Source organism: Variovorax sp. GW460-12-1-14-LB1, assembly GCF_059423605.1.
Window position 1 is genome coordinate 64,505 of the sequence record NZ_JBWKYF010000026.1, and the last position, 20,644, is coordinate 85,148.

The following is a 20,644-nucleotide window of genomic DNA, read 5'->3' on the forward strand; positions in this document are numbered from 1 at the left end:
GTTTCAGCGCAGGACTCGACCGTCGGCTGAGATGCTGATGAGGTCGATGCTGCGCACGTTGTCGCGCAACCCGGGACGCAGGTTGATGCGGAAGCCGCCGACGTCGTAGTCGGTCATTGCCGTCATCGTGCGCTGCAGCGTCGCGGTGTTGAAGCCGCGGCCCGCGCGGCGCACGGCCTCGCCCGCGGCCTTGGCGGCGATGAAGCCTTCGAGCCCTTCGTAGGACGCGGTCTGGTCGGAGTTGTCGACCGCCGAGAGGTACTCCTTGACGATCGGAATGGCCGAGGGGCGCGGCGAGGGCACCACCTGCGAGATCACGATGCCGCCGATGTCCTTGCCCAGCTCGGCGTAGAGCGGGTCGATGCCGACGATCGAGAAGGCCATGAAGTTGCCCGTGTAGCCGCTCTTGCGCAGCTTGCGGATGGCGCCGGCCGTGGTGCCCGAGAGCGACACCAGCACGATGGCCTGGGGCGTCTGCTGCTGCACGGTCTTCAGTGCGGCGTCGAGCTTGTCGGCGCCGGCGGGCACCAGCGCGCTGGCGACCAGCGGCGGCAGCTTGAGTTCGGTGACGGCCTGCTGCACGGCGGCCAGGCCGGCGCGGCCCATGGCGTCGTCGTCGCCCACCAGCGCGATGCGCTGCTGCCCCACGGTGGCGCATTGGCGCACGATCTTGAGGGCCTCGTCGATCATGCCGGGGCGCACATGGAACACGTTCGGATGCTCGGGGCCGCGCAGCGTGTCGGAGGCGGCGAAGGGCGCAAAGAGCAGGCTGCCCTGCTGCGTGGCGACCTTGGCGCCGGCCTCGCTGCTGGCGGTGCCGACAAAGCCGAACAGCATGTCGGCCTTGTTCGCGCCCAGCAGCGTGCGCGCGTTGGTGGTGGCGCGCGCGGCGTCGTAGCCGTCGTCGAGCTGCAGCAGCTTCAGCTGCAGGCCGGTGGCGGCGTTGCGCGTGTTGAAGTCGCTCACGGCGAGCCGGCTGCCGGCCGCGAAGGCGTTGCCGATCTCGTTGGCGCTGCCGGTGAGCGGCACCGACTGGCCGAGCAGGACGACGCGGGCCCCGGCGGCGGCCGGGCGTGGCGTCTGTGCCAGCAAGGGGCGGGTGATGCCGAGGCCGCTTCCCAGAAGCAGCATTGCGGAGGCTTTTCCCAGCCATGTCCTGCGAGACGCGTTCATTGGCTACCTTTTGCTAACAATAGTAAAAAAGTGTAGCAATTTCGAGGCCAGGGCGGAAGGCGCGGGTGCTCCAGAATTGCCCTGATGAAAACAACTGTGTCCTGGGTTCTGGGAGGGATGTGCGCGGCGCTCGCCGGTTGCGTCGTGCCGCCCCCATCGAAGGTGGTGGAAAAGGCGCTGCCCGCGCCGGAGGTCTTCGTGCCCGTGGCGGCGCCGCAGCCGCCGCAACCGATGATCGAGCCGCCGCCCCTGCCGCCGCCATCGAGGATCGAGCCGCCACCGCTGCCACTGGCGGGGCCGCCGATGGCCTTGCCGCCGGGGCCGACCCTCATGGCGGCGCCGCGCGCCGATCCGCGGGCCGCGGCGGACGCGGTCGTGACGGAGCCGGTGATCCGCCAGCGCCGCTATCCCAGCTATCCGTCCGCGCTGGTGGAAGAGGGCATCGAGGGCCTGGTGGTCACGGCCTTCTTCGTCGGCGTGGACGGCAAGCCCGAAGACATCCGCGTCGAACGCTCGCCGCACCCGCTGCTGTCGCAGGCAGCGACCGATTCGCTCAAGGGATGGCACTTCGACCCGGCGCGCACGGCGGACGGGCGTGCGGTGCGCGCCCGCATGCGGCTGCCGTTCCGCTTCAAGCTCGTCGAGTGAGCGGGGGACGGTGACGCGCGCTCAGGCGCGTTTTTCGAACACCAGGTCCCACACGCCGTGGCCCAGCTTGAGGCCGCGGTTCTCGAACTTGGTGAGCGGGCGGTACGCCGGCTTGGGCGCGTAGCCGGTGTCCGGCGCGGTGTTGTGCAGCAGTGGCTCGGCGCCCAGCACTTCGAGCATCTGCTCGGCGTAGGGCTGCCAGTCGGTGGCGCAGTGGATGTAGCCGCCGGGGCGCAGGTGCTGCGCCAGCTTGGTCACGAACTCGGGCTGGATCAGGCGGCGCTTGTTGTGGCGCTTCTTGTGCCACGGGTCGGGAAAGAACACATGCACGCCGGCCAGCGTGCCGGGCTGCAGCATGTGGTCGATCACGTCGACCGCGTCGTGCGCGCAGATGCGGATGTTCGAGATCGACTGCTCGCCGATGCGCTTGAGCAGTGCGCCCACGCCGGGCTCGTGCACCTCGCAGCACAGGAAGTTGGTCTCGGGCAGCACCGTGGCGATGTGGGCCGTTGCCTCGCCCATGCCGAAGCCGATCTCCAGCACCGTCGGGCCCACGCGGCCGCCGAAGGCAGCCGTGAGGTCGAGCCGCTCGGGCGTGTAGGGCACGAGGAACAGCGGGCCCAGCTCGGCGAAGGCGCGGGCCTGGCCGTCGGTGGTGCGGCCGGCGCGCTTCACGAAGCTCTTGAGGCGGCGGTGCAGCGGGTGCGGCTTGCCGTCGGTGGCGTCGTCTTCGGGGGATGCGGGCAGGTCGTCGCCGGGCGGGAGGTCGTTGGACACGGTGTCGGGAATGTTCATGAGGGCCGCGAATTGTAGAGATCGCGCCATTCGGGCACCCAGCCGGCCAGGGCGGCGGTGCAGTGGCCGGCGGCCGTGGGGCGCAGGCCGAGGGCGCGCGCAGCGGTGTCGAGCGCGGCCAGCGCGGTGTGCGGCGTGGCGGTGTCGATGGCCGTGGCGCCGTTCTGCTTGGAGAGCTTGTCGCCGTCGGCGCCGCGCACCAGCGGCGTGTGCAGGTAGCTCGGCGTGGGCAGGCCGAGCGCCTGCTGCAGCAGGATCTGGCGCGCGGTGTTGTCGGCCAGGTCCTCGCCGCGCACCACGTCGGTCACGACCTGTTCGGCGTCGTCGACCACCACGGCCAGCTGGTAGGCCCAGGGGCCGTCGGCGCGGCGCAGCACGAAGTCGCCGACCTCGCGTTGCACGTCCTGCTGCTGCGGGCCGAGGCGGCGGTCGTGCCAGTGCAGGTCGCCGGCCGGCATGCGGTGCGCGGCAAAGCGCCAGGCGCGCGCGGGCTTGCCGTGCAGGCCGTCGCGGCAGGTGCCGGGGTAGACGCGCTCGCCGTGGCGTTCGTGCGCGTGGCCGAGCCGGGCCAGGGCCAGGTCGATGTCCTTGCGCGAGCAGCCGCAGGGGTAGGTGAGGCCGCGCGCCTGCAGTGCGGCCAGCGCCGCCTCGTAGTGCGCGGTGCGCCGCGTCTGCCACTCGGGCGGTTCGTCGGGGAGCAGGGCGCAATCGGCGAGCTGGCGCAGGATGTGCTCGCCCATGCCGGGCAGGCAGCGCTCGGTGTCGGCGTCCTCGATGCGGACCAGCCACCGCGCACTGTCGCCGCGCGCCCGCACGTCGAGCCAGCTCGCGAGCGCGGCCACCAGCGAGCCGGCGTGCAGCGGGCCGGTGGGCGAGGGCGCGAAGCGGCCGGTGGCGCGCATCCTTTCTTAGAGAGCGGCGAGGGCCAGCGAGAGGCCCGAAACGAAACCGTCTTCCACGCGGTGGCCGATGCACCAGTCACCGGCGATGCCGATGCGCGCCTTGGCGTCCCACAGGTGGGTCTGGCCCACGGGCACCTGCGTCTGCGCCTCGGGCCAGCAGCGCGCCTTGGCATGGCTGGGCGTGGCGTGGATGCCGGTGATTTCCGAGAAGGCGCGCAGCAGCTTGGCCTCGATGCGTGCGGGCGTGTCGCGCAGGTGTTCTTCCGACCACTTGGCGCTGGCCTGCAGGGTCCAGCGCTCGACGCGCTCGCGGCCGGGTTTGGACGATTCGCGCGCCAGCCACGCCACGCGGTGGTGGGTGCTGCGCGCCACGTTCCATTGCGGGCCGAGGTGCGACATGTTGGCCTGGTTGGCTTGGGGGAAGGCGATCATCAGCGTCCAGCAGGGCGCGATGCGCACGGGTTCGATCTTGCGGCTCAACGTGGCCGAGCGGTCGCCGCCGGCCAGCAGTTCGCGGGTGCGTGCGGGCGGCACGGCCAGCAGCACGGCGTCGAAGCCGGAGTACACATGCTGCGAATCGTCTGCGCCGGCGGTGCGCAGCTGCCAGCGGGTGGCGTCGAGCGCGTCGGGCTCGATGCGGGTGACCTGGGTGCCTGTGATGAGGTGTTCGCCCAGCGGCGCGGCCCAGTGGGCCACGAGCGCGTCCATGCCGGGCTGGGCGACCCAGTGCGGCTCCAGCGAGGGCAGCGCCGCCTCGGCCACGCGGCCGTGGGCGTCGAGCACGCGCACGAGGTTGGCGCTCCAGGGGCGGCACAGCGCGGGCGTGGTGGCCAGCACCTGCGCAAAGCGCGGATCGCGCACGGTGAAGTACTGCGCGCCGCTGTCGAAGCGGCCGAAGGCGGTGTCGATGCTCGCCATCCGCCCGCCCGGCGTGGCCTCGCGTTCGAACACCGTGACGCGGTGCCCGGCCTGCATCAGCGTGCGGGCACAGGCCACGCCGGCAATGCCGGCGCCGATCACGGCGAAGTGGCGGGCGGCGGCGGGAGTTCGGTGGCGGTCGGCGGTGGCGCGGGCTTTGGCTTTGGGCATGGCGGACTCTTTTCTTTTGACAGGGTGATGACTGAGGAGGCCGTGCACACTCTACCTCGGTCTGCGCGCGTCGCCGGGCTGGGGGCGACCCTTATGCAGCCGCGTATTGCAGCCGCGCACCGCGCGGCGTTCAGCGGCCCCGGTGCCGTTCGAGCAGCGCCTTGCGCGTGCCCTCGTGCTCGAACTGCGCGAGCCACCATGCGAGCGCGCGCCCCGGCTTGCCCGCGCTGCGCACGCGCCACGCGCAGTGCATGGTGCCCAGCGGCGGCTGGCGTTCGGTCTGCAGCTCGACGAGGTGGCCGGCCTCGATGTAGGGCCGCGCCATCGGCTCGGGCAGGAAGCCACCGCCCAGGCCGTGCAGCTGCGCAGCGATCTTGGCCTGCATGCTGGGCACGGTGAGCACGTCCTGCCCGCCGACGAGGTTCACGGTCATGCTCGGCCCGCTGCGCACCGAGTCGGCCGCGGCCACCGCGCGGTGCTGGCGCAGCACCGCGTCGCTCAGCGGCTGCGGCAGGCGCGCGAGCGGATGGTGCGGCGCCACCGCGAACACGAAGCGCAACTCGCCGATGGGGCGGCTGCGGATGCCGGTGGCGGTGAAGGCCAGGCTCGCGGCATCGAGCACCGCGCCGATCGCCAGGTCGGCCTCGCCGCTGGTCAGCGCCTCGATGGTGCCCAGCAGGGTTTCGTCGCGCAGCTTCAGGCGCGTGGGCGGCTCGAGCGCGAAGAAGGCGGTGCACAGGTCGAGCAGCGGGTCGCGTGCGATCACGCTGTCGACCGCGATGGTCAGCATCGGCTCCCAGCCGGTGGCCACGCGCTTCACGCGGTTGGCCACGGCGTCGATCTCGCCGAGCAGGCGCGCGGCCTCGCGCAGCAGTTCGGCGCCGGCCTCGGTGATGCGGGCCTGGCGCGCGCTGCGGTCGAACAGCAGCACGTCCAGGGCGTCCTCGATCTGGCGCACGCGGTAGCTCAGCGCGCTGGGCACCAGGCCGAGCGCGCGCGCGGCGGCGGCAAAGCTGCCGGTGGTGGCCACCGTCTGCAGCATGGCCAGCGCGTCGGGGGTGAGGACGTCTCGGGCGCTCGTCATGGGGCGGGCTCCATCATTCAAATAATTTGAATGATGCCATCAAAACCGGGCGTCTTTCAGAGGGGGATGGAGGTCCAGAATTCTTCTCATCCGCTGCGCATCCGGCGCGGCCCACGATGAAAGCCCCGGCGCCCGAACCGGGTGGGGCAGCAAGGAGTTCGATATGTTGCAAGTGCGTAAATCCCAGGAACGCGGTTATGCCGACCATGGCTGGCTGCGCTCGTTCCACAGCTTTTCCTTCGCGGGGTACTACGATCCGGCCTACATGGGCTTCGGCAACCTGCGGGTGATCAACGAAGACCGCGTGGCGGCGGGCGCCGGCTTCGGCACCCACGGCCACCGGGACATGGAGATCATCAGCTACGTGCTCTCGGGCGAACTCGCGCACAAGGACAGCATGGGCAACATCGAATCCATTCCGCCGGGCGACGTGCAGCGCATGAGCGCCGGCCGTGGCGTGATGCACAGCGAGTTCAACCACAAGGCCGACGAGACCACGCACTTCCTGCAGATCTGGATCGAGCCCAAGGAACGCGGCATCACTCCCGGCTACGAGCAGAAGCAGTTCAGCGACGCCGAAAAGCGCGGCAACCTGCGCCTGGTGGCCTCGCCCGACGGCCGCGACGGCTCGGTGACGGTGAACGCCGATGCGCGTCTGTTCGCCGGCCTGTTCGACGGCAGCGAAACTGCCAGCCTGGCGCTCGACCCGCAACGCAAGAGCTACGTGCACCTGGTGCGCGGCGAGCTCGAAGTCAACGGCCAGAAGCTCGTGGGCGGCGACGCCGCGATGCTCGAAGGCGAATCGCAACTCACGCTCGGCGCCGGCAAGGATGCCGAAGTGCTGGTGTTCGACCTGACAGCCTGAGACGGCGTCCTTTTCTTTGTTCCTTTCGCTTCAACAACCAACGAGGAGTTTCACCATGGCCATTACCACCACAACCACCGCCCCCAACGCCACCCAGGACACCCTGGCACTCATCGGCCGCGTGCTGCTCGCTGCGCTGTTCGTGCCCGCAGGCTTCGGCAAGCTCATGGGCTTCGCCGGCACCGTGGGGTACATCTCCTCGGTGGGCGCACCGCTGCCGCAAGTGGCGGCAGTCATCGCGATCGTCGTGGAGCTGGGGCTCGGCCTGCTGCTGCTGGTCGGCTTCAAGACGCGCGTGTCGGCGATCGTGCTGGCGATCTTCACCGTGGCCGCGGCCGTGATGTTCCACAACTACTGGGGCATGCCCGCCGACAAGGCGTTCGTGAACCAGCTCATGTTCTTCAAGAACATCGCCATCGCAGGCGGCCTGCTGGCTTTCGCCGCCTTCGGCGCCGGTCGCTTCAGCATCGACAAGAAATAAGCTCGCACCCAGGCTGCGCGCACTTGGTGGGCGCAGCCTTCTGACTTCATCGCTTCTTTGAGGAAATCCGTTTCATGGCAAACATCGTCGTTGTCTTCCATTCCGGCTACGGCCACACCCAGCGCGTGGCCCAGGCCGTGGCCGACGGGGCGGGCGCGCAGCTGCTCGCCATCGACGCCGACGGCAACCTGCCGGCCGGTGGCTGGGAGACGCTGGCCGCGGCCGACGCGATCATCTTCGGCTCGCCGACCTACATGGGCGGCGTGAGCTGGCAGTTCAAGAAATTCGCCGATGCGTCGTCCAAGGTCTGGTACACGCAAGGCTGGAAAGACAAGCTCTTCGCCGGCTTCACCAACAGCGCCACGATGAACGGCGACAAGGTCACGACCATGACCTACCTGTGGACGCTGGCCATGCAGCACAGCGGCATCTGGGTCAGCATGGGCATCCTGCCGACCAACAACAAGGCGGCCACGCGCGACGCGATGAACTACGTCGGCGGCTACGGTGGCCTGCTCACGCAGTCGCCCTCGGACGCGAGCCCGGCCGAGATGCCCAAGGGCGACCTGGAAACCGCGCGCGCCTTCGGCGAGCGCGTGGGCGCGGTGGCAAGATCACGCGCATAACGCCCCACCGAACTTCGCCCACAAGGACCCCACGATGACCGACACCATCCCCGAAATCCAACTGCTGCGGCCCCACGACAAGGATCTGGGCGGTGGCTTCAACGTGCGGCGCGTGCTGCCGGCGGCGCAGCGCCGCTCGGTCGGGCCCTTCGTGTTCTTCGACCACTTCGGCCCGGCCACCGAGCAGCCCGGCAATGCGCACGACGTGCGGCCGCACCCGCACATCGGCCTGTCGACGGTCACCTACCTGTTCGAGGGCGCGATGATGCACCGCGACAGCCTCGGCAGCGTGCAGGAGATCCAGCCCGGCGCCATCAACTGGATGACCGCGGGGCGCGGCATCGTGCACTCCGAGCGCAAGCCCAAGCGCCTCTTGGCCGACACTTTCGTGAACCACGGCCTGCAGCTGTGGGCCGCGTTGCCGCAGGCCCATGAAGAGGTCGAGCCCAGCTTCGAGCACACGCCGGCCGACGCCATTCCCGAGCTGACGGTGCAGGGCGTGCCCGTGCGCGTGCTGGTGGGCGAGGCCTTCGGCGTGCGCTCGCCGGTGAAGACGCTGGCGCAGACGGTCTACCTCGATATCGCGCTGCCGGCCGGCGGCCGTTTCGAGCTGCCCGCGCTGGCGCCTGAACTGGCGGTCTACATGGTCGACGGCGATGCGCGCGTGAACGGCGAGCCGGCGCCCGCCCACACGATGGCGGTGCTGCCCGACGGGCAGGGCGCGGTGTTCACTGCCGACGCCGCCGTGCGCCTGATGGTGATCGGCGGCGAGCCGCTCGACGGCCCGCGCTACATCACCTGGAATTTCGTATCGAGCCGGCGCGAGCGCATCCTCGAGGCCGGCGCCGACTGGGCCGCGCAGCGCATGGGCCACGTGCCCGGCGAGACCGAGTTCATTCCGCTGCCGGGCAAGCCCTTCGGCGTGCGCGAGCCCGACACGGGCACCACGCCGGTCTGAGCCTTCTGTTTATTGCTTGATGCCGATGTCCGGGTCTTCCGAGGCCCGGGCGCTGGCGTCCGACGCGCGCGCGCTGAGGTCGGGCGCCAAGGCCCGGCGGCCGTCGAACACGAAACAGTCGCCGTGGTAGTGTGCGCCGCCCACGTCCTCGAAGTACTTGAGGATGCCGCCTTCGAGCTGCAGCACGTGCTCCACACCTTCCTCGCGCATGAGGATGGCGGCCTTCTCGCAGCGGATGCCGCCGGTGCAGAAGCTCACCACCGTCTTGCCTTCGAAGTCGGCGCGGTGCGCCTTCAGGGCGGGCGGGAATTCGGTGAACTTGGTGATGCGCCAGTCGATCGCGCCGTCGAAGGTGCCTTCGTCGACTTCGAAGTCGTTGCGCGTGTCGAGCATCACGATCTCGCGGCCCTCGTCGTCGTGGCCCTGGTCGAGCCAGCGCTTGAGCGTGGGCGCGTCCACGCCGGGCGCGCGGCCGGCGGCGGGCTGGATCGCGGGGTGGTCCATGCGGATGATCTCGCGCTTGAGCTTCACCAGCATGCGCCGGAAGGGCTGCGTGGCCGACCAGCTTTCCTTGGTTTCGAGGTCGGCAAAGCGCGCGTCGGCGCGCAGGTCGGCCAGGAAGGCGTGGATGGCCTGCGCCGTCCCCGCCAGAAACAGGTTGATACCTTCGGGCGCCAGCAGGATCGTGCCCATCAGGCCCAGGGCCTGCGCGCGCTCGCGCAGGGTCTCACGCAGCACGGGGCTGTCGTTGATGCCCACGAACTTGTAGGCGGCGATATTCAAAATCTCTTGCACGGGGCGGGATTGTAGGGATCGCCGCACCACATCGTGGGGTGGCGCTTCCTACAATCGACGGATGTTTGTTCACCTGCGTCTGCACACCGAGTTTTCCGTCGTCGATGGCACGAATCGAATCGACGAAGTCATCAAGGCCGCCGCTGCCGACAAGCAGCCCGCGCTGGCCATCACCGACCTGAACAACCTGTTCGGGACGGTCAAGTTCTACAAGCAGGGCCGGGGCAAGGGCGTCAAGCCCGTCATCGGCGCTGAAATCTTCATCGACGGGCTGGGCAAGGAGCCCGGCGCGCTGACCCGCCTCATTCTGCTGGTGCAGAACATGGAGGGCTACCTCAACCTGTCGGAACTGCTGGCCCGGGCCTGGACGCAGAACGTGAGCCGCGGCCAGTCGCAGGCGGCCTGCAAGCTCGAATGGCTGCAGGAGCTGCAGGGCGGGCTGATCGCGCTGTCGGGCGCACAGGCCGGGCCGCTGGGCCAGCCGCTGCTGCAGGGCCAGGAAGAGCGCGCCGCCGAACTGGCGTTGCAGCTCGCGGGCATGTTCCCGCACCGTTTCTACATCGAGCTGCAGCGCGCCGGCCGCCCCGAAGACGAGCCGCACGTGATCGCCGCCGTGAAGCTCGCCGCCCGCCTGAAGCTGCCGGTGGTCGCCACGCACCCGGTGCAGTTCGCTGAACGTCAGGACTACGAGGCGCACGAGGCGCGCGTGTGCATTTCCGAAGGCGAAATCCTCGGCAACCCGCGCCGCGTGCGCAAGTTCACCGAAGAGCAGTACTTCAAGTCGAGCGCCGAGATGCAGGCGCTGTTCGCCGATGTGCCGAGCGCGCTGGCCAACACGGTCGAGATCGCCAAGCGCTGCAACCTCACGCTGGTGCTCGGCAAGCCGCAGCTGCCCGACTTTCCCACGCCCTTCATCAGCGAAGGCGTGCGCATGCCGATCGGCGAGTTCTTCCGTCAGGAGTCGTTCGAGGGCCTGGAGGTGCGGCTGAAGCACCTGTACCCCGACGAAGCCAAGCGCGAGGCCGAACGGGCACGCTACGTGGAGCGCCTGGAGTTCGAGATCAACACGATCCTGAACATGGGCTTCCCCGGCTACTTCCTGATCGTGGGCGACTTCATCAAGTGGGCCAAGGAAAACGGCTGCCCCGTGGGCCCGGGCCGGGGCTCGGGTGCGGGCTCGCTCGTGGCCTACGCGCTGAAGATCACCGACCTCGACCCGCTCGAATACAAGCTGCTGTTCGAACGTTTCCTGAACCCCGAACGCGTCTCGATGCCCGACTTCGACATCGACTTCTGCCAGGGCAACCGGGACCGCGTGATCGACTACGTGAAGGACAAGTACGGCCGCAACGCCGTGAGCCAGATCGCCACCTTCGGCACCATGGCCGCGCGCGCGGCCATCCGCGACGTGGGCCGCGTGCTCGACATGAGCTACATGTTCTGCGACGGCATCAGCAAGCTGATTCCGAACAAGCCGGGCATGTCGGTGACGCTGCAGTACCCGCCCGAAAAGAAGATCGAGGGCGACAAGAACAACTACGCCATCGAGATGGAGCCGCAGCTGGCGGAGCGCATCGAGAAGGAAGAAGAAGTGCGCATGCTGGTCGAGCTCGCGCAGAAGCTCGAAGGCATGACCCGCAACATCGGCATGCACGCCGGCGGCGTGCTCATCGCGCCGGGCAAGCTCACCGACTTCTGCCCGCTGTACCAGCAGCCCGGCAGCGAATCGGCCGTGAGCCAGTACGACAAGGACGACGTCGAAGCCATCGGCCTCGTGAAGTTCGACTTCTTGGGCCTGGCCACGCTCACGATCCTGGAGATCGCGCGCGAGTTCATCATGAAGCGCCACAAGGGCCAGGAGAACTTCGCGTTCGAGAACATCCCGCTGAACGACGGGCCGACCTACCGCCTGTTCTCCGACGGCAAGACCGAGGCCGTGTTCCAGTTTGAATCCCGCGGCATGCAGGGCATGCTGAAGGACGCGCGGCCCACGCGCCTGGAAGATCTGATCGCGCTGAACGCGCTGTACCGTCCGGGCCCGATGGACCTGATTCCCAGCTTCGTGGCGCGCAAGCACGGCCGCGAAGACGTGGAGTACCCGCACCCGGCCGTGGCCGAGATGCTCTCCGAGACCTACGGGATCATGGTCTACCAGGAGCAGGTGATGCAGACCGCGCAGATCCTGGGCGGTTACTCGCTCGGCGGCGCCGACTTGCTGCGCCGCGCGATGGGCAAGAAGAAGCTCGAGGAAATGGCCGAGCACCGCGAGAAGTTCCGCGCGGGCGCCCTGGCCACGCACGGCATCGTGCAGGACAAGGCCGACGAAATCTTCGACTTGATGGAGAAGTTCGCGGGCTACGGCTTCAACAAGTCGCACGCCGCCGCCTACTCGCTGCTGGCGTACCACACGGGCTGGCTCAAGGTCCACTACACGGCCGAGTTCTTCTGCGCCAACATGACCGTGGAAATGGACGACACGGACAAGCTCAAGCTCTTGTTCGAAGACGCCCAGAAGAACTTCAACATCACCTTCGAGCCGCCGGACGTGAACCGCGGCAACTACCGCTTCGAGCCCGTCACCAACCGGATCATCCGGTATGGCCTGGGCGCCGTGAAGGGCACGGGCCAGCTCGCGGTCGAGGCCGTGGTGCGGGCGCGCGAAGAGGGCGGGCCGTTCAAGAGCCTGTACGACTTCTGCGTGCGCATCGACCGCCAGCGCATCAACAAGCGCACGGTCGAAGCGCTCATCAAGGCCGGCGCGTTCGACGCCATCCAGCAGAACCGCGCCTCGCTCATCGCCTCGGTCGACCGCGCCTTCGAGTTCGCCATTGCCACGGCGGCCAACGCCTCGCAGGCCGACATCTTCGGCGACTGCGAGCACGGCTCGGCCACGCAGGAGCCCGACCTGGTCGATGCCACGCCCTGGGGCGTGAAGGAGCGCCTGACCTTCGAGAAGACCGCCGTGGGCTTCTACCTGTCGGGCCACCTGTTCGACGAGGTTTCGCACGAGGTGCGGCGCTTTTGCAAGCGCGAGATCGGCGACCTGCTCGACAGCCGCGACCCGCAGGTCATCGCCGGCATCGTGAGCGACTTCCGCGTCATCAACGGCCAGCGCGGCCGGCTGGCGATCTTCAAGCTGGACGACAAGTCGGAGTCCATCGACGCCACGGCCGACGAGGCGCTCATCAACGCCAACCGCAACACGCTGAAGGACGACGAACTCGTCATCGTGAGCGGCAAGCTGCAGCCCGCGCGCGGTGGCTTCGAGGCGCGCTTCCAGGTGCAGCAGGTGTGGGACCTGGCCTCGGCGCGCTGCCGCTTCGGCAAGTTCCTGCGCGTGGCGGTCAACGGCAAGGTGCCAGAGATCGCGCGCCTCTTGAAAGACTTTCCGGCGCGCACCGAGCAGACCGAGGTCGGTGACCTCGTGCACGGCCTGCCCGTGCGCCTGTCGATGGCGCGGGGCGGGGCGCAGGTCGAGCTGCAACTGGGCGAGCGCGCGAAGTTCTTCCCGACCGATGCGGCGCTCGCGAGCTGGACCGCGCAGGCCGAAGCGGGCAAGGCGCAGGTCGTCTACGATTGATCGGGCCGCGCGGCCCCGGGGAACCTCGGGGCCTGCGCGCGGTCCATCAGTCTGTTGCAACCTGGCCTTGGGCCACTCACAGGAGGAATGACCGCATGCATTTCAAGAAGATCCTCAAGACCACCGCGTTGACGTTCGGCGTGGCGCTGCCCATGGCCGCGGCCTGGGCCCAGTACGCCGGCCCGAGCTCGGTGCCGAACCTGACGGTCAAGCAGCTGATCGAGACCGGCCAGGACGACCAGCACGCCACGGTGCGCGGCTTCATCGTCTCGCACGATGGTGGCGAGCACTACACCCTTGCCGACGACACGGGCCGCCTGAAGGTCGAGATCGACGCCAAGTACTTCCCGCCGGGCGTGAAGATCGACGACAAGGTGCGCGTCGAACTCAGCGGCGAGTTCGACAAGGACCGGCTCACCGGCAAGACCGAACTCGACGTCAAGCGCGTCATCACCGTCCTGCGCTGACCCCGGCCTTTTTCCCGAGCGCCTGCTCGACCTGGTCGAGCACGGCCTCGGGGGCGTGCAGCCAGTCCTTGGCCAGCACCTGCATCACCTGCCAGCCGAAAGCGTCGAGGATGCGCGGACGCGAGACATAGCGCTCCAGCACGTTGTGGCGCGTGCCTTCTTGCGCCGCACCGTCCACGAGGAGGCCCAGCGCATAGTGGCCCTGGCCCGATGCGCGCACCGCGAGGTCGCAGCGAAAACGCGACTGCCCCACCTGTTCGTCCACCGCATGGCCGCGCGCGCGCAGCGCCTGCGCGATCTGCGCTGTGACCTCGTCCGTGCGCGCATGCCGCGCCACGTGGCCGCGCGCCAGCGGGTTCATGCCTTCGAGCACGCGCCGCGCCGTGTCCTCGTCGCCGCGTGACAGGCACTCGGCATAGCGCAGGAAGTTCTTCAGCGCCGCCGCGCCTTCGTTGTGGTCGTTGGTGATCGCCTCGTGGCGGATGGTCGAGACCACCGCCATGTGGTGCTTCGCGCGGCTGAAGATCACGTTCAGCCGCTTCTCGCCGCCGCGCTGGTTGATGGGGCCGAAGTTCATCAGCATGCGGCCCTCGGGGTTGGGGCCGTAGCAGATGCTGAGGATGATGATGTCGCGCTCGTCGCCCTGCACGTTCTCCAGGTTCTTGATGAAGAGGCCGCAGAACTGGTCGTCTTCCTCGCGCACGTACTCGGCCTCCAGCCGCGCCGCGAAGTCGGCATCGACCGCGCCGAGCGCGTTCAGTTCTTCTTCGATCTCGCCCTGTTGCGCTTCCGAGAACGCCACGATGCCCAGGCTGCGCCCGGTCTCGCGCCGCAGCAGCTCGCGCACCAGCTGCGCGATGTGGCGCGCCTCGCCGTCGTTGATGCGGTTCTCGTACACCGCATCGGCCACGCGGTGGAAGCTGATGGCGCGCGAGAGCAGGGCGTCGACCTGCGCCTTCACGGACTCGTCCGTCGGGCTGCGCGACTGCACCACGATCTCGCCGCGCTCGGGCGCGGGCAGGCTGCGGTCGGGAATGGTGTACAGGTTGCCCGCGTAGAAGGCCGCGTTCGAAAAGCCGATGAGCGATTCGTAGCGGCTGCGGTAGTGCCAGGCCAGCAGCGTGGCCGGCAGGTTGCGCGCGCCCTGGTTCAGCAGGCTGTCGGCGTCGAGCACGACGGCGATGCGTTCGCCTTCCTCGCCGCTTTCTGCATCGTCGCCGGCCACCGACACGGTGTCTTCCTCGGCGTCGCGGCCCGACGAGAAGAAGCTCGTCGGCGGCAGCTGCATCTCGTCGCCCACCACGATGATCTGCGGCGCACGGTACAGCGCGGGCACGGCTTCCTCGACCGGGATCTGGCTGGCCTCGTCGAAGATCACGACATCGAAGAGGTCGGCCGCGAGCGGCAGCGTGTCGGACACCGACAGCGGGCTCATCAGCCAGATGGGCTTCATGTCGCGCACCACGCGGCCGGTGTCGCCGCTGGCGAGTTCGCGGATCGCCTTGTAGCGCATGGTCTTGCCGAACTCGTGCTCGAGCTCGCGGCGGCCGGCGTTGTAGCTCTTCTTGAAGACCTTGCCGTCGGCGTCGAGCTGGCTGGCGGGCAGAGCGCTCTTTTGCACATGGTCGCGAAAACGCTGGCGCACCGCGGCGGCCAGCGTGCGCGCATTGCGTTCGAGCAGCTTGCGTTCGCCTTCGCCCAGGCGCTGCGCATGGCGTGCGAGCGTGGCGCCGTCGAAGCGCGGCAGCCAGCGTTCGGTGCGGTACACGCGCTCCAACCCTTCGCGCGCGACGGCGTACTCGATGGCCTCGGGCGGCAGCGGCAGGGTGCGCAGCGCGGCGGCCACGGCCGGGTCGGCGTCGGCCAGTTCCTGCAGCGGCTGGAGCACCGACGGCAGCGCATCGGCCTGGTCGCGCAGCGTGCGGGCCAGCGCGTCGAGCGCGGCCAGCGGTTGCGCGCCGGCGTCGTGCAGCAGGTCGCGCCAGAGGGCATCGAGCGTGTCGACGCGCGGCGCGGCGGCGACGAGCTGTTCGACGCTGCGGCGGCCCGCGTCGGTGCGCAGGTGGGCCTGGAACGCCGCACGCAGGCCGGCGCCGGCGTCGATGCCGCGCATCGCCTGCAGCTGCTGCGCGAAGGCCTCGGCGTCGGTGCAGCCGTAGTCGGCCTCGAGGCGCGCCGCCTGCTGGTCGAGCGCGGTGCGCGCGGCCTGTTCGGCGCGCAGGTCTTCGAGGATCTGGCTGGGCTGCGGACGCACGGCATGCGCGGCGAAGTCATAGCGGCGCTTGAGTTCGCCCGACAGGCGCCACCACGAGGGCTGCAGCCAGCGCAGCAGCGAGCCTTGCTGCGTGCGGGCCTGCGCCAAGGCAGCTTCGGTGTCGCCGGGCGAGAGCTTGTCGCGCCAGTGGGCGGTGCGCTGCAGCTGCGCGTCGAGCGCCTGCTGCAGCGTGCGTCTTTCGTTCAGGGCATTGCCGAGTGCGAGGCTGCTCGGGTGCGTCGCATCGAGCAGCGCGAGCTGGCCACGCGCGGCCAGTGCGGCGACGCTGCGCGCATCGGCCACCACGGCCAGCGCATCGCGCCACAGCACGCCGGCCTCGGCCAGCGGCGGCCAGGCATCGACCAGCGCGTCGCGGCAGGGGGCGCTCAGGTCGATGGCGCGTTCGCTGCGCTCGACCAGCCGCGCCAGCGGTTTCTCCTGCGCGAGCAGCGAGGGCGCGAGCTGCGCGAACACATGCTGCGCGAAGCTGGGCGCGCCCAGGCTCTCGGTCACGGCCAGGTGCAGGCGCGACACCAGCTCCGCATGCCGGCGCCAGGCCGCGAAGGCGGGCAATGCTTCGGCCTGCAGCGGCGTGAGCGACGGGTCGCTGGCCTGGAGCGCCACCAGCCGCGAGAGCAGCTCGCGCAGCGTCACGGCGATGTGTTCGGGCACGTCGTGCATGGCGGCGTCGAAGCGTTCGAGCGCGCGCAGGTCGAGGTCCATGGCGTCGAGCACCTGCGTGCGCTCGGTGCTTTCCTGCGCCAGCGTGCCCGGCGCTTCGAGCCACAGCTCGTAGGTCTTGCGCAGGTTCTGCACGAAGGCCTTCTTGTCGCCCTGCGAGTCGTGGATCATGCAGCACAGTTCGTCCAGCCCCTGCTGGCGCAGGCGGTGGAACACGACGTCGATGGCGGCGCGCTTCTCGCAGACGAACAACACGCGCTGGCCGCGGCCCACGTAGTCGGCGATCAGGTTGGTGATGGTCTGCGACTTCCCCGTGCCCGGCGGGCCCTGGATGATGTAGCTGGTGCCGGTGCGCGCCAGCGCCACCGCGGCGGTCTGCGTGGCGTCGGCCTGCACCACGGGCCACTGGTCGGCCAGCGGCAGGGCGGGCGGCGTCTCGCCGTCGACGCGGCGCGGCTGCAGCGAGAACACGCGGTCGAAGGCCTCGCTCGCCAGGTCGGATTCGGCCAGCCCCGAGTAGTCGCGCACCAGCGACATCTTGCGGTGGTTGAAGTTGCCCAGCGTCACGGCCGTGAGGTCGATGTCCCACTGGTAGGGGTTGCCGCTGCTCTCGCGCAGCGCGAAGGTCTTGCGCTCGGTGTCGTCGACCGCCGTGGCCGCCATCTGCGGGGCGCGCGGCTGGGGCGCGCCGCCGACGGCCTCGCGCACCGGCAGCGGCACGGGGCGCACGCGCGCATGGAACAGCTGCAGCCCGCGCGGGCGGAAGTCGTCCTGGGCGTAGCTGAAGTCTTGCGCGGCCACCGGCACCGCCGAGGGCGATCGCACGCGGGTGCGGCGCTTGAACTGCTCGAGCCGCTGGCGCGCGCGCTGGTGCATCACGGCGATCTCGGGCTGCTTCACGAGCCGCAGCTGGACGCCGGGTTCGCTCTGCGCGATCTGCGCCGACAGCTGCGCGTGGAACTGCTCGAGCGAGGTCTCGCGCAGGTCGACCGTCTCGGGCAGCGCGATGCCGTAGAGCTGGCGCAGGTGGTGGCGCAGCGTGGGGTTCACCTGCGCCTCGCTGGCCGAGGCTTCGAGCAGGTACTGGTCGCGCACGCCTTTCTTGCGCGTCAGCTCCACCGGCAGCATCAGCAGCGGCGAGGCGATGCGCTCGGCGCGTTCGGCTTCGCCCTCCTTGAGGTTGTGCCAGCGCAGGAAGGCGATCACCAGCGACAGCTGCGAGAAGCCGTACTCGGCCCGGTCGCGCCGCGCCTCCTGCAGGATGCGGTCGAGCGCGCCGGGCAGGTAGGGCTGGTCTTCGAAGCGCAGCCAGCGCGCGAGCGGCACGGGGTCGCAACTGGCGATATCGGCGGCAAAGCGGCCGTCCCACACGCACAGCTGGTCGGTGCGGATGCTGTTGAGGTCGACCACCAGCGGCACGCTGGCGACGGTGAGGTTCACATGCGCCTGCGTCGGCTTGAAGTACAGCAGGCGGTTGCGCCGCGACAGGTCGAACAGGCGGTCGCGCAGGTGCAGCTGGATCGCCTGGCGGCGCTGGCCTGCGCCGTCGCGGGCGGGCGCGATGCGGTCCAGGCCGAGGTCGACCGGCTGGTCTCGGTAGGTCTCGAGGCGGCGGATGACCGAGGGCAGGTCGCGCGCGCGCTCGTGGCGGTCGAGCGCGGTCATCTCGAAGATCACGGCGGCCACCACCGGGTGCAGCCGGCGGTTCAGCTCGAACAGGTTGCCGCGGTGCGTGGCAAAGCGGGTCAGGTCGTCGCCGTCGGTGAAGTCGAGCCCGCACGACAGGCTGGCCAGGACCTGGCCCAGGCACAGGATGTCGCCGAGCGCGTCGTGATGGCCCAGGCGCAGTTCCCACGCGGTGTAGCCGGGCAGGTAGACGGGGCGCGCGGGCACGGTGTCGGGGCCGGCGTCGGGCATCACCGCGAGGTTCTCGAGGGCGACACCGGCCTCGGCATCGACGGTCAGGCGCGTTTCTCCGACCACGCGCAGCACCGAGGCGGCAGGCTGTTCGAGCGGCGCGATGGCCTCGGGATGGCGGCGCGGCGCGGTGCCTTCAGGCTGCGCGAGTGCCAGCGCGGGTTCGGCGGGCGCGTCGGTCACGCGGTAGGCGAAGGCGTTGCCGAGCGCGGCGACGTTGCCGAGTTCGTGCAGGGCCGAGACTTCGCGCAGCAGCGGCAGCACGAGCTTGAGCACGTCGTCGGTCTGCAGGCCGCCATGGGCCTCGGCGGTGGCGAGCAGTTGCAGGAGCGGGGCGGGAGCGAGGGTCATGCGGCGGCGGCCTGCGAAGAAGATGTGGCGGCCTTGTCGAGCAGGGCGGCGGCGTCGCGTTTGACGCGGGTGAAGTTGCGCTTGGACAGACCCAGGTCCTTCAGCACGCGCTGTTCGAAGGGCGTGTCGCAGCCGAGCGCATCGGCCAGGCCCAGCGCGGCGGCGAGGGTGACGTCGTCCATCTCGGGATCGGCGGCGACGAAGTCGACCAGCACGCTGGCCAGGTAGTCGTGCAGGCCGGTGGGCGCGGGTTCGGGCGGGGGCATGGCCGAGGTGGGCGGCGTGAAGTCGGGGAAGAAGCGGCGTGCGTGCGCCAGCAGCGAGTCCGACTGCAGCACGGGCCGTTGCAGCAGCTGCGCCAGGGTGCCGCGCGTGAGCGCGCTCACGCGCTGCTGGCCGAGCATGTCGAGCGTGGACAGGTCGAGCGGGCCTTCGAGCGCCGCGGCCAGCCATTCGTCGGCATCGTGCTCGCGGCCGGCCCACAGGCGCAGCGCGCGGGCGCGCACGAACACCTCGGGGTGGCTCACGCCGCGCGTCTGCAATGCCTTGTTGCCGGGATCGGCGCAGATTTCCTCGGCCTGCGCGAGGTAGCTCGCCACATTGACCTGCGTGAGGCCGGTCTCGATCTTGATGAGCGCGCTCACGGCGGGCTCGAGCGCGCCGCAGGCCACGCAGCCGCCGCGGTCGGCAAAGGCCTCGGTGTACAGCGCATGGCGCCGCGCGGCCTGCAGGTGGCTCGCGTCGGCGCGCGGGTCGGCCGCGGTGGCGTGCAGCAGGCGATCGACGACGTGGTGCTTGCCGCCGTCGCGCTCCCACAGCAGGTAGTGCGCCAGCTCGTGGCCGAGCACGGCCTGGCGCTCGGGCGACTGCAGCTTTTCGAGCAGCGGGCCCGAGAGCACGATGTGCGCCTCGCCCGGCACGACGTAGATCGCGGCGTTCATGGCCGCGCCGTCGCCGGACGGGGCCTGGTAGAGCGTGATGCGCGCCGTGACGCCCAGGCGCTGCGCGGCCAGGGTGGCATCGGCATGCAGGTCGGGGTGTGCTTCGGCGTCGAGCCGGTAGGCGCTGCGCAGCAGTTCGGCGCGCATGGCGGCCGTGTGTTCTTCGCGCGCTTCGGCGGAGGCGGCCCAGCGCCAGGCCTCGGGTTCGTTCGCCTGAAGGTGAGCGGCCAGTGCCTGCTGGTAGGGCAGCGGCGTCAGGTCTTGGAGGCGAACGGCAGGGAAAGAGTCGACCATGTCAGGAGCGCCAGCAACAATGAGTTGCCGACGATCCTAAACGAGCGGGTGGTGTCGCTTGCAATCACCCACGATGTGGGTGATTGCGGGGGTCAACGCTTGGGCTTGAGCGTGACGATGAGCGACGGGAAGATGCGCCCGTCCGTGTCGCGCGGCAGCTTGTCGGTCTTGCGCAGGCCGCGTTCGGCGGCTTCGTCCCAGGCCGGCAGGCCGCTGGACTTGGCGAGCTTGACGCCGACGATGGTGCCGTCGGGTGCCAGCCGCACTTCGAACTCGGCCTCGGGGTTGCCGTTCACGCTGTCGGCATCGGGGAAGGTGATGTTCGGGCGCACGGCGGCGGCGATGCGGCCGGCATAGCCGCTGGACGGGCCGGACGAGCGCTGGGCGTTGCCCTTGGCATCGTCGCCGCCGCTGGCGCCTGCCAGGCCCTGCATGCGCTTGAGCGTAGCAGCGCGGTCGGCGGCGGCCTGCTTGGCGGCCGCCTCCGCCTTCTTCGCTTCGGCCTGCTTGGCCTCGGCTTCCTGCTGCTTCTTCTGCTCGGCCAGTTTCTTCTGCTGCTCTTTCTTGCGCTCGGCTTCGTCCTCGGCGCGCTCCTTGGCCTCGAGCTCCTTCTTCTTTTGCTGCTGCACGCGCTGCTGCTCGAGCTCGCGCTCCTTCTGCGCCTTCTGTTCCTTGAGCTTCTTCTCGCGCTCCAGCGCGATGTCGGGCGCAGGGGCGGGCGCCGGCTCGGGCGGCTTGACGGC

The 20,644-nt window shown here is 69.8% G+C and carries 16 protein-coding genes; 7 read left to right on the forward strand and 9 right to left on the reverse strand.

Features of this window, described 5'->3' with window-relative positions; genetic code table 11:
• Window positions 1-3: 3 nt before the first annotated feature.
• Window positions 4-1,173, reverse strand: a complete 1,170-nt coding sequence (locus AC07Y4_RS15460; RefSeq protein ID WP_487847140.1) for an ABC transporter substrate-binding protein — start codon at window positions 1,171-1,173, stop codon at window positions 4-6.
• 84 nt (window positions 1,174-1,257) lie between these two features.
• Between AC07Y4_RS15460 and AC07Y4_RS15465 the strand changes: the two genes are divergently transcribed.
• Window positions 1,258-1,821, forward strand: coding sequence for an energy transducer TonB (locus AC07Y4_RS15465; RefSeq protein ID WP_487847139.1), 564 nt, complete (start codon window positions 1,258-1,260; stop codon window positions 1,819-1,821).
• A 21-nt stretch (window positions 1,822-1,842) separates the two neighbouring features.
• Here the strand turns inward: AC07Y4_RS15465 and trmB are convergent, their stop codons facing one another.
• The 4 genes from trmB to AC07Y4_RS15485 form a co-directional block, all read right to left on the reverse strand.
• Window positions 1,843-2,616 (reverse strand): tRNA (guanosine(46)-N7)-methyltransferase TrmB, encoded by a 774-nt coding sequence (gene trmB, locus AC07Y4_RS15470; RefSeq protein WP_487847138.1) that lies wholly within the window; start codon window positions 2,614-2,616, stop codon window positions 1,843-1,845.
• Window positions 2,613-3,518, reverse strand: a complete 906-nt coding sequence (gluQRS, locus tag AC07Y4_RS15475; RefSeq protein WP_487847137.1) for a tRNA glutamyl-Q(34) synthetase GluQRS — start codon at window positions 3,516-3,518, stop codon at window positions 2,613-2,615. The genes trmB and gluQRS overlap by 4 nt, the downstream gene beginning before the upstream one ends.
• Window positions 3,519-3,524: 6 nt before the next feature.
• Window positions 3,525-4,607: an NAD(P)/FAD-dependent oxidoreductase gene (locus AC07Y4_RS15480; protein WP_487847136.1), complete on the reverse strand. Its 1,083-nt coding sequence runs from the start codon at window positions 4,605-4,607 to the stop codon at window positions 3,525-3,527.
• Window positions 4,608-4,737: 130 nt separating this feature from the next.
• Window positions 4,738-5,691 (reverse strand): LysR family transcriptional regulator, encoded by a 954-nt coding sequence (locus AC07Y4_RS15485; protein ID WP_062481635.1) that lies wholly within the window; start codon window positions 5,689-5,691, stop codon window positions 4,738-4,740.
• Window positions 5,692-5,854: 163 nt separating this feature from the next.
• On the opposite strand from AC07Y4_RS15485, the gene AC07Y4_RS15490 reads away from it, so the two are divergent.
• From AC07Y4_RS15490 to AC07Y4_RS15505, 4 genes are all read left to right on the forward strand, one after another.
• Window positions 5,855-6,556 carry a pirin family protein gene (locus tag AC07Y4_RS15490; protein WP_487847135.1) on the forward strand — a complete coding sequence of 234 codons (702 nt, stop codon included), beginning with the start codon at window positions 5,855-5,857 and terminating at the stop codon, window positions 6,554-6,556.
• 55 nt (window positions 6,557-6,611) lie between these two features.
• The gene (locus AC07Y4_RS15495; protein ID WP_487847134.1) at window positions 6,612-7,037 is read left to right on the forward strand and encodes a DoxX family protein; all 426 of its coding nucleotides are present in this window, start codon (window positions 6,612-6,614) and stop codon (window positions 7,035-7,037) included.
• Between the two features lie 74 nt (window positions 7,038-7,111).
• The gene (locus tag AC07Y4_RS15500) at window positions 7,112-7,663 is read left to right on the forward strand and encodes a flavodoxin family protein (RefSeq protein ID WP_070060379.1); all 552 of its coding nucleotides are present in this window, start codon (window positions 7,112-7,114) and stop codon (window positions 7,661-7,663) included.
• 34 nt (window positions 7,664-7,697) lie between these two features.
• Window positions 7,698-8,621, forward strand: a complete 924-nt coding sequence (locus AC07Y4_RS15505; RefSeq protein WP_487847133.1) for a pirin family protein — start codon at window positions 7,698-7,700, stop codon at window positions 8,619-8,621.
• Window positions 8,622-8,630: 9 nt separating this feature from the next.
• Here the strand turns inward: AC07Y4_RS15505 and AC07Y4_RS15510 are convergent, their stop codons facing one another.
• On the reverse strand, window positions 8,631-9,416 hold the full coding sequence (locus tag AC07Y4_RS15510) for a sulfurtransferase (protein ID WP_062481623.1): 786 nt from the start codon (window positions 9,414-9,416) through the stop codon (window positions 8,631-8,633).
• 61 nt (window positions 9,417-9,477) lie between these two features.
• On the opposite strand from AC07Y4_RS15510, the gene dnaE reads away from it, so the two are divergent.
• Both dnaE and AC07Y4_RS15520 read left to right on the forward strand, forming a co-directional pair.
• Complete coding sequence (gene dnaE / locus AC07Y4_RS15515; RefSeq protein WP_487847132.1) at window positions 9,478-12,996, forward strand: DNA polymerase III subunit alpha; 3,519 nt, start codon at window positions 9,478-9,480, stop codon at window positions 12,994-12,996.
• A 95-nt stretch (window positions 12,997-13,091) separates the two neighbouring features.
• Window positions 13,092-13,463: a YgiW/YdeI family stress tolerance OB fold protein gene (locus AC07Y4_RS15520; protein WP_487847131.1), complete on the forward strand. Its 372-nt coding sequence runs from the start codon at window positions 13,092-13,094 to the stop codon at window positions 13,461-13,463.
• Here AC07Y4_RS15520 and AC07Y4_RS15525 read toward each other — a convergent pair.
• From AC07Y4_RS15525 to tolA, 3 genes are all read right to left on the reverse strand, one after another.
• Entirely contained in the window at window positions 13,447-18,666 is a 5,220-nt protein-coding gene (locus tag AC07Y4_RS15525; RefSeq protein WP_487847130.1) for a PDDEXK-like endonuclease domain-containing protein, read from the reverse strand. The genes AC07Y4_RS15520 and AC07Y4_RS15525 overlap by 17 nt on opposite strands.
• Window positions 18,663-19,901, reverse strand: a complete 1,239-nt coding sequence (locus AC07Y4_RS15530; RefSeq protein WP_487847129.1) for a SprT-like domain-containing protein — start codon at window positions 19,899-19,901, stop codon at window positions 18,663-18,665. The genes AC07Y4_RS15525 and AC07Y4_RS15530 overlap by 4 nt, the downstream gene beginning before the upstream one ends.
• 92 nt (window positions 19,902-19,993) lie before the next feature.
• Window positions 19,994-20,644: cell envelope integrity protein TolA (tolA, locus tag AC07Y4_RS15535; protein ID WP_495274815.1), on the reverse strand; the 651-nt coding region annotated here is incomplete at its 5' end.